The sequence below is a fragment of the Paenibacillus luteus genome (assembly GCF_006542765.1).
Taxonomy (GTDB): Bacteria; Bacillota; Bacilli; order Paenibacillales; family Paenibacillaceae; genus Pristimantibacillus; species Pristimantibacillus luteus.
Window position 1 is genome coordinate 213,842 of the sequence record NZ_SKCD01000001.1, and the last position, 8,698, is coordinate 222,539.

The window sequence follows — 8,698 nt, forward strand, 5'->3', positions numbered from 1 at the left end:
TGGAGTTGAGGGTTACTTATAGATATATTTGAATTAGCCTACTGTTTTTCACATTGTATCATAACGTGACCTCTAACTAACTACATTTTCTTCTTTAATCTAGAGGTTTAAAGAAACAACTTCACTAGCTTTTCGTCAAAGACCAATCGTCCACTCGCAGCCATTGATTGGCATTTGCAATACTAAATACCCCAATTTCTGCATAACCATTCGTGACCACGATATTCGGAATGGTCACTTCCGTCCAAGAACTAATTGAGTTGTTAATCGAATAATTTTTCTCCGTACCGCCGTAGTTTTTCACGTAAATGTGAGCTGTTGGCTGACCTCCTCCGCTTCTCACCCAGGCTTTCAGGGTATAGGTACCATTAGGTAAGTTGATATACTGATACATACTTGCGTTATAAGCCGAGGAGCTCCATTGATTCATTGAATATTTCCCCGTTCGTCCAGGGGAAATGTTTGAATTCGGATCAGCGGAAACGTTAGTCCAGTTGTTCCAGCCAGTAAGTGTTGACAGGGCAATTCTATCTGCCTCATAGCTGGGATTCATTACATAATTATTGCCTTGTGCTACACTCCATGTACCTGCTGCTGAATCTAGATTGAACTGGCTTAATGAGTTCAGCACGGGAGTTGTGCCGTTGAAAGTAATCGGCATCCATTGATTGTAGCCAAGACCGTTCCCGGCAAAGTTACTCCACCTGTCTCCTGCCATGAGTATAGTCGTGCCTGCTGTTCCCTGAACTTTAATGAAGAACCCCGTTTGCGTCACATGAGAGTAATCTTTATCCGAGTTAGTCATTACGAATTCAGACGAATAAGGGCCTGTAATGGAACTTGACGAAATACAATAAGTTTTGGAAGAATTCCACCCATGTAGGTCGGAAGAGCACAAATAATATAGACCGTTATTTTTAAACATCGCATTGCCTTCCCGTCCACCTGCCTGACTAGTATATAGATATGTTGGAGGATTTATGTTTAGATAATCTGAAGGCCTTAGTTCCGCTACATACAGATGCTTTCGGCCATTAACGTTACTGAATACCAGATAAGCTTTACCGTTATCATCGACAAAGGTCGACTGGTCACCTGGTGCATTGTTTACAACATTAGGAAAAGAGGTTTGAACATGATGAAAAGTAAACGCTCCCGTTGGCGTACTGCTAGTAGCAAATGCAGTTCCTGAGCCCTCCGGTCCTGTGTATTGAGTCAGCAGTACATACTGCTGCGTGTTCTCGTTGTACACGACGCCCAATCTACCGAGCCAGTCTACATCCCATGTAGATCCATCCGTTGCACCAGTGATTACATTACCTCGGAAAGTCCAATTTACAAGATCTGTAGAGGAATAACAGGTGACTGCCAGAAACTGAGTGTCACCATTTTTGTTAGTCGGATTGTTGTAATAAGTCACAGCTCCGTTGTACTTCACTCCATACCAGTAATACGTATTTCCCACTTTCAAAATATTGCCGCCTTGCGAATAGATCGGATTACCTGAAGTGTCTTTCCAGAATATATCATTTGTTAAGGTCGCATTTGCCGCGTTCGCTTGCGGAATTGACAATGTTGACAGCATTAATGATGCAAAAACCAAGAGCAACGTGAATTTCAATGATCTAAAAACGTTTCTTTTACTCATTTTCCGAAACACCTCTCTCTTCGTAAATGGTTTGAAAGTTTAATCTTCGAAATTAACCGGGACTATCGTATTACAATTTTGATGCAATTTTTCACGAATTAACTTTACACTTTATAATGCCCCCTCCTTCTTATGGTTCCATTTCATCGTTATGTTAGCGCTTACAATTGATGCTTTTTCATCATAAACCACTTAAGGAATCTAAAAAATATCATTGTTTCAGAATCGTTACCCGCATTTCAGGTTCGAGTGAAAGCGTTCCCTTTTCCCTTTATACTTTCAATATAAAGTTCTATTGAACATTATATTAGAAACTGAGACTGGCGGTGCGCACTAACCTGGTATGTATTGTTTACTACTTGCATTTAGATAATGAACATCTAGTCTTTTCAAAATTTTTCGAAATGAGCGGGAATTTTGCTCCAAAGAGTTCATTCGCAAAGAATAATCACTTTAGCATCTTCAATATTAGCGTTCCGACCCGGAATTTTGTAATTTGCATACGTTCACTATATTTGAAACTAAACCTTTATAGTTTATTTGATTCAATAATAATAAAGCCACCCAACAGGGTGGCCCTTACTCATGATGAGCACTATAGGATTTGGATAGGAGTGGAGAGTCTTGTCTTGAACCCGTAGTTTTTATGACTAATAAGGAAAAAATATTCCTTACTCTTCTGTGGTATAGAAAGTATAGCTGCCGGAACTAATTTTTATGACGCCATAAAGCTGGTCATTTTCCCAAACGCTTTCGTAATCTATCATCGTACTTGCGTCTAGCACCTTAGCATTTGTGGAAGCAAGCGGAATCTTAACCTGTCCTGACGTATTCGCTGGCAAGCTTACCTGCAATCTCACGCCATCTTGCCCATGTGAGAAATCAACTTGGATGATGCCTCTTACGGAATGATAGCTTCCTCGCACAGAGCGCACCTTGTCTATACAAATTGGAGCAATCCCAATTTCTTGATAGGCATCCTTTATCGATGAAATACCGAGCATATGCTTATATAGCCACTCTAAGATATGTCCCATCATGTCATGATTACGAGATCTGGATTCGTCTGTCCAAAATTCCGGCAACGCCGTTTCGCCTTGCTCTACAAATCGGATATAGCTCGGATGCTCCGGCTGCATCATCATATCGAAAACGATATCGTTGCGTTTTATTTTAGCTAATGCGCCAAACAAATAACGAAGTCCAATCTCTCCCGAACGTAATTGATGGCTCGCTGCCGCCTGAAGCAATGCATTCTCTATATCTGGGAGCTGCTCCTCCGGCACCATGCCAAAATAAAGCGGCATCGCTTGCATGACTTGGTTTTCAGGGTCATATTCACCATTCAACTTGCAATAGGCGTACCGGGTCTCTCCAGGCACTTGCCTAAGCAGCCGTTCATTATAAAGCTGTTTAATTCGCTTCGCTTTTTCCTCGTAATGCACATGGTCCTCACTATATCCCAGCATTAGAGCATACTTTGCCATCAAGCGGAAGGCTTCGTAATAGAAGGCGGTTTCTACATTCTCAACATAATCTCCGCCTGTCTGCGGTGCAATGCCCCAATCGCCTAAACCATGTCCAATGAATCCGCCATGAATTTCTTTGGTATGCAAGTAAGCCATATAAGCCTTCATAGCCGGATATGCCTCAACTATAGCGGTCCTGTTTCCGTACGTCTGTAATAGCAGCTCCGGTACGAAGATGACCGCGCTTCCCCATGCGATGGAATCACGGAACCCATCCTCAAATCTTGAATACTCAGGCGCAATATCTGGGATGAGCCCCTTATCTGTCTGAGCCTCCATCATATCGCGTGTAATTTTCAACCAGAGCTCTTCTACCTGCTTAACGTACATAATGGAGGGTCCCATCAGACTAGCCGTCTCTACCCAGCCCAGCTTCTCAATCGTCGGACAATCCGAATGCACGCTCTGCAAATTACTCTCAATCGCTTTCAAAATAATTTGAGCAAGCTGTGTGATCCGCGGATCATCTGCCTCCAGTTCGCCAACCTTTTTTGCGGCAGATGTGACAAAGTAACCTTTAACATCGTGAATAACTGGCTTAGCAGGATCTGCGCCATCACGCGTGCAGCCTTCGATTTGCACCCATCTGGCTCCATAGCAGGAAAAATCAGGCTTCCATATCTCGATATCACCTGTACCAGCAAGGGTATATTCGGAAAAAGTAACAATATCCCATGGGGTAGCAACTGTATTATCCTTATTCCGCAGCTCGCCTGGCTTGATTGTCACTTTGCTGCCTGCCGGCCCGCTCACATGGATCTCAAACATACCGGACATGTTCTGACCAAGATCATAGACATAAACCTGTTCAAGCGGTTCTTCAATTCCAATGGTGTCATATATTTTTTGGACGGTTATCGGAGGTTGATTTTGGCGGACCAGTCTGCCTGAAGGAGCTGCCAGCACCACTGCCTGTTCCCAATTAGCAGCATCAAACGGAGCATTATACCAGCCTACTGGGTAACGTCTTGCATCAAAATTTTCAGAACCGTACACATTCGCAAGCGTCGTTGCACTATCTCTAACACTCCAGTAGTCGGTATCCGTAAGGATGAGCGCTTTGGAGCCGTCCACATATTCGATATGCCATTTTCCAATGGCGAGCAGGTTCTCTCCAAATGCTTCGTAACCTTTCCCTATCGTATAGAAATGCCTTCCACCCGCATCTCCCGCATAGAAGCCATTGCCTACTGACAATCCAATGACATTGGTTCCCGTGCAGATGTGATCTGTTACATCAAAGCACACATATTGCACGGACTTGTGATAATTCGTCCAACCGGGGTCCATTTCATGGTTGCCTACTTTGCTCCCATTCATAAACAACTTAAAATGGCCCAACCCGGATACGACAGCATATGCCCGTTTGACCTGCTTTACTACTTGAAATTCATGACGGGCATAAAAGGGCTGCTTTCTTCCGCTACCGATCCACTTTGCTTTCCAATCCGTTTCATGCAGGTACCCTGTCAACAGTATTTGCTGTTCGCTCCATACCTGCTTGTCCGCTTGATCCCAAACCGCTACTTTCCAGTAATAAACGGTAAGACTCTGGAGTTGTTGCCCCGAGTAACGTATATTCAACTGCTCGGAGGAACCCACTTTTCCGCTGTCCCAGCATAATTCCGCTTCATTTGATAAGTTCTCTTCCGTTTCAGCAACCACAATTCGGTAGCTTGTTTGCCGTTCTCCGCGATTCTCGCTCTTCAACTGCCAAGCAAAGATTGGACAATCCGTATCAATTGCCAGAGGGGAGTCATAGTTTTTAATTTGCAAGTGAATAGGCCGAATGATGCTCACTCTCCTGATGATTATTTTAGATCATACATTAGCTTTGGCGTTTCCATAAGTCCATAGGGCTTACCCTGATATCGAGGCGTATAATCCCCTTCCTCTGGATGGAATGACCACCAATCCATCCAGTTTGGCTGAGGATCGGCCTGATGGAGTGGGCCAAACAAATTGCGCGGACTGCCCACGACTTCGATGGCTATGGAGTTCAAGCCAGGGTTCAGTATGTTATCCAACTCTACAAACGCTTCGCTGCGCCAAGGAATCGTTTTTCCTTCAGCTTCATTCACCTTCACATCAAGCAGAACAGCTTCATAATGACCAAGCTCCAGTCTGTATCCTGTGCTATGCCCCGGCTGCCATTCCATCTCATAAAAGTACTTCATACTCCCGCAATAATAAGGATAGCCTTGGCTTCGCCAATCTCCATAAGCTAGCTTTAATGGCTCCTTAATTAGCTTTCTATGCTCATTAACAGCAAAGTCTCCGATAAGATAACCATTCTCAAGCTCCATATCATTCTGATATGAAATTAGAACGTCTACTGTGTTTACCCCTTGTGCAAGCGCGGGCAGCCTAATCTTCTTCATGCTGATATCCAAATAATAGCCTTCGGTTTCTACCTGCACTTCCTTGCCGTTCAGAATAAAGCTAAAGCGTTCCGCATCCTCGAACACAAAAAACACATCGCTGCTTGGCAAATCAGTTACAACAAAGGTAAAGCGAAGCGAGATTGGCGTTCCATTTCCCGGATGAGGCTCCTGAATCCAGAAATAGCGCTGCAAATTTCCGGAATGAAATACCTGCCGCATCCCAAGCTGTTCCCGGATTTGTCGCTGTGCTCTCCAGACTTCCATTGTCTCTGACCAATGCTCTTCTCCGAAGCGATACTGACATTGATCTAGTATCAACGCATTTGGCGCTGTGCGCTCGAAGGCCACTGGCTCCAAACGAATTTCCGACTTGCTGGCTGGAAGCGTCTTCATTTGCCCAGCATCCCCCTCTGGTTGTTCCGTAAATAAAACATACAGCTTCGAATCAGCGGGGCCAAAAGAAGCTCGAAAGCTTACCCCTTGCTCGGTCGCTTCGGTTTCTATCGTTTTGATCTTGCCCGTCCAAGCATCCCACTCCTGCAAGTAGCTGCCGCCTTCTAGTTCAATTTGAACCTCAAAGCCTCTTTTACGATCGTTATTGACGATAAAAGCAATCGCTTGCTTCTCAAGAGTACGATGCATATGAATAAAGGTAGTAGCTTCCGCTCCATGATGCTCCTGAATACGAATAGAACGTTTGGTTTCATTGCCGAGTATCCGCTCCAATTCCTTCAAATCCGCTACCATAGAATATCGCTCATGACTCAGCAGCGCAGCCAGTTTGCCTGACTTTTTACCATCGATTAGCGAAGGCTGTTCTCCATAGGAAGCTACTTTTCCTCCATTATCCATAAACGTAAGCAGCAATTCAACGGTAGAGGATAATAAATTCATTAGCGAGGGCAGCACGACAAAGCTGTAGCCGCACTCGCCTACAACAATGCTGTCTCCATTCACCTTGCCGAATTCCTTCATTATAAGCTCATCACCAAGATCATAATCATGGTGAAGCTGGACGAGCCAATTCACAAAATGATTGAATTCACGGTCATATTTTTGAAGCTCTTGCTCGTTGCCTGCACTATTTTTCCATTCTTCTATCTTCACATCATGCCCCAGCCTCGTCCACACCGATGTGGCCGGATGAATAACTAATAAATTACGAGTAAGCTTGCCTTCACTCAGCACAGCGCTTAATCTGGCATAATAATCCTCCATGCCGCGGTTATGCTCCCACCAGTTCGTATGATAATTAAAGGATGGCGGATAATCGCGCTTTCGGCACCCGCGCAGCGAATACCAGGATAAATGATGCGTCAATACATTGACACCCAGCGCAAATTGCCAATCGCCAATCCATCTGCGAGTCTCGAAGGTGAGGTCCCAGCCCGTCACACCATAAGTTTCCGTTATGACTCTCTTTTTTCCTAGCTGGTTTGCCACACTGGATACCTGCTTCATCGTAAGATGCTCATTGGTTTGCTCGCATAACGTATCGACACCGGGAATATCCAGATACCTATAATGCGGCATGACCGCTCCGCTATTTAAGGTAGAGCCGATTAGACTGCTCTCTGAATGAAAATGTCCAGTGAACTGGATGCCTTGCTCAGTGCACCAATCGCCAATTTGCTTCGTATACGATTCGCTAAACGTTTCTGTTATCGTGAGCCAGTAATCATGCCTGATCTGCGCGGAGCTCTCACCTTGAAAAAAAAGAAAGGGGAGCAGTTGGCCGATTGGATATCCCCGTCCTTGCTCAAAGGATTGCTCCAACACTTCACTCCAGGCCATCCAGGTCAGCTCTGGGTCATTCAAACGCTCTGAAAAGCCTTTTACCGTTGGCTCATCCGTAAAAATGCCAGGAATCGTTGTACCGAACTCTTCACCAACGACTTGGCGATAGGGCTCATAATTGGTTTCAATAAACAAGCGTGTCGTTTCCGGATTCATCAAATCAGTGTACGTATCGCCATGGCACCAGTCGTTTTTGGCAGCAATCTGCTGCTCGAACACGAGATAAATCTCGTTCTCTTCATGAAGTGGCTCGCTAGGCTCATCCAAGGATAGCTGTGTCAACTTGTGAAGATGGTTGCCCTTTATGATGGCTCGGTAAACAAAACGGAGGTCAGCGCCTAGACGATATTCACGGCAAATATGCAGCACTAGCGCCTTAGCTCGCACAGCATCGCCGCCAAGCCGCGGAACCAGACCTCCTCCCATGCCTGAGGAATAGCGGTCCTCATCATACAACCATGCCTTAATGCCGGTTGCCTTCGCTTTAGCGACGCTCGCTTTTACACGATCCATAAATGTCTCACTGAGATAAGGCGTCTCAAGACCTTCGCGAACATGCATCATAAATCCGCCCATCCCCTGCGCTTGAAACCCCTCGATCTGACGGTCCAATTCCTCCTGCTTCAGCTCGTCGTTCCAAGCCCAGAAAGGTACCGCCCGATAGTCGATACCCGGATTCTGAAATGCTTTTTTCAATTCGTTCCGTTTCATCTTACACCTCTATCGTTGTAAAATTGGCTAGCCTTTCACGCTTCCCAGAACAAGGCCTTTAACAAAGTATTTTTGCAGGAAAGGATAAATACAGAGTACCGGCAGCATGGAGACAAACAACTGTGCCGCGAGCACCGTCCGATTGGAAATATTGGCGATCAACGACAGATCGCTCGCATTCATATTCGTTAAATCTCTAGCGACGATGACCGTCCTTAAATACGTTTGCAGCGGATAGTTGGAAGGTGAATTCATATAAATCATGCCATCAAACCAGGAATTCCAATGAAAAATAATGGTAAACAATGCGATCGTAGCCAAAGAAGGCTTGGAGATCGGCAAATAGATGCTCCATAGCGTTCGCCATACGCCAGCTCCGTCCATTTGAGCCGATTCCTCCAGCTCAATTGGCTGCGTACGAAAGAAATTGAGCATGAGCACGATATTGAATACATTGACGGCGGATGGAATAACGAGCGCCCAAATGGAATCCATAAGTCCTGTCTCTTTGACGACCATAAAGGTCGGAATCAACCCTCCGTTAAAGATCATAGTGACAACAAAATACCAGGAATAAATCGTTCTAGAACGAAATTTCAAATTCGATTTAGACAAAGGATAAGCAGCTA

The 8,698-nt window shown here is 45.0% G+C and carries 4 protein-coding genes; all 4 read right to left on the reverse strand.

Annotated elements, in window-relative coordinates; translation table 11 throughout:
• Positions 1 to 124: 124 nt before the first annotated feature.
• Positions 125 to 1,648: a family 43 glycosylhydrolase gene (locus E0496_RS00885; protein ID WP_141499743.1), complete on the reverse strand. Its 1,524-nt coding sequence runs from the start codon at positions 1,646 to 1,648 to the stop codon at positions 125 to 127.
• 671 nt (positions 1,649 to 2,319) lie between these two features.
• Complete coding sequence (locus tag E0496_RS00890; RefSeq protein ID WP_141499744.1) at positions 2,320 to 4,977, reverse strand: alpha-L-rhamnosidase; 2,658 nt, start codon at positions 4,975 to 4,977, stop codon at positions 2,320 to 2,322.
• An 11-nt stretch (positions 4,978 to 4,988) separates the two neighbouring features.
• Positions 4,989 to 8,069 (reverse strand): glycosyl hydrolase, encoded by a 3,081-nt coding sequence (locus E0496_RS00895; RefSeq protein ID WP_141499745.1) that lies wholly within the window; start codon positions 8,067 to 8,069, stop codon positions 4,989 to 4,991.
• A gap of 27 nt (positions 8,070 to 8,096) precedes the next feature.
• The coding region (locus E0496_RS00900; RefSeq protein WP_141499746.1) for a carbohydrate ABC transporter permease at positions 8,097 to 8,698 on the reverse strand (602 nt) is incomplete at its 5' end.